This window comes from Protofrankia sp. CiP1_Cm_nod4 (genome assembly GCF_982290645.1).
Genome location: NZ_CEVIVC010000183.1, coordinates 1 through 1,378, shown reverse-complemented (window position 1 = coordinate 1,378; position 1,378 = coordinate 1). Strand labels below are relative to the sequence as shown.

At 73.1% G+C, this 1,378-nt stretch carries 1 protein-coding gene; it reads right to left on the bottom strand.

The window, feature by feature from the left end; translation table 11 throughout:
* On the bottom strand, nt 1-1,290 hold a 1,290-nt coding region (gene murA / locus AC5LSR_RS21895), incomplete at its 3' end, for a UDP-N-acetylglucosamine 1-carboxyvinyltransferase (protein ID WP_493468928.1).
* Between the last annotated feature and the right edge of the window lie 88 nt (nt 1,291-1,378).

Genomic DNA, 1,378 nt, shown 5'->3' with positions numbered 1-1,378 from the left:
CCCGCCGTCCCGCCGTGCGGCCGGCTCGCCACGCGGCTCCCGCCGGATGTCCGCGCCGAGCAGGCGCAGCTGCTCGACGAAGGCGGCGTAGCCGCGGTCGATGTGGTGGACCTCGCTGACGCTGGTGGTCCCCTCGGCCACCAGGCCGGCCAGCACGAGCCCGGCACCCGCCCGCACGTCCGAGGCCACCACGTGCGTGCCGACCAGGCGGCCGCCGCGGCGCACCACGACATGGTGGCCGTCGGTGCGCAGTTGCGCGCCGAGCTTGCTCAGCTCGCGGCAGAACACGAAGCGGCTGTCGAAGACGTTCTCGGTGATCAGGGAGACACCCTCGCTGACCGCCTCCAGGGCGATGGTCTGCGGCAGGAGATCCGTCGGGAAGCCCGGGTAGGGCAGGGTCACCACGTCGATCGAACGCGGCGGGCGCTCCGCGGTGACCCGGAAGCCGTCCGGCCGGGTGTCCACGGTGGCGCCGGCCGTCGTCAGCTTGTCGAGCACGATCTCCAGATGGTCGGCGCGGCCGCCCCGGATCATCACGTCGCCGCCGGTCATCAGCGCGCCGATGGCGAACGTGCCGGCGACGATCCGGTCCGCGACGGTGTCGTGCGTGGCCGGCCGCAGCTCGTCGACCCCCTCGATGACCAGCGTGGACGTGCCCGCGCCGTCGAGACGCGCGCCCATGGAGACCAGCATCGCGCACAGATCGGCGATCTCGGGCTCCCGGGCGGCGTTGTCGATCACCGTGGTGCCCTTGGCGAGCACCCCGGCCATCAGCAGGTTCTCGGTGGCGCCGACGCTGGGGAAGTCCAGCCAGATCGACGCCCCCTGCAGCCGGCCGGACGAACGGGCCACCAGGATCCCGGACTCGACGTCCACCATGGCACCGAGCTTGGCCAGCCCGCTGACGTGCATGTCGAGCGCGCGCGCGCCGATGGCGTCCCCGCCGGGAAGCGCCACCCGCGCCTCACCGCACCGGGCGACCAACGGCCCGAGCACCACCACCGACGCCCGGATCCGGCGGACGAGATCGCTGTCGGCCGCGGCGACGGGCCGCTCCGGCACGTCGATCGACAGTGAGCCCCCGACGACGTCCCGCTCGACGGTCGCCCCGAGCGCGCGCAGGACGTCGGCCATGACGGTCACGTCAAGAATGCCGGGTACCGAGCGAAGGGTCGTGCGGCCGTATGCCAGCAGGCTCGCGGCCATCAGCTTGAGCACGGAGTTCTTCGCTCCCGGGACATCCACCTCGCCGACCAGTTGACAGCCGCCCGTGGCGACGAACCGTTCCACAGAAGTCGATGGTAGGGCCTTGTCGGCCGCTGTCCGGGGCCGGCCCACCGGCACGCCAAGGCCAACTCGGCACCCGGCCGGCCCACCC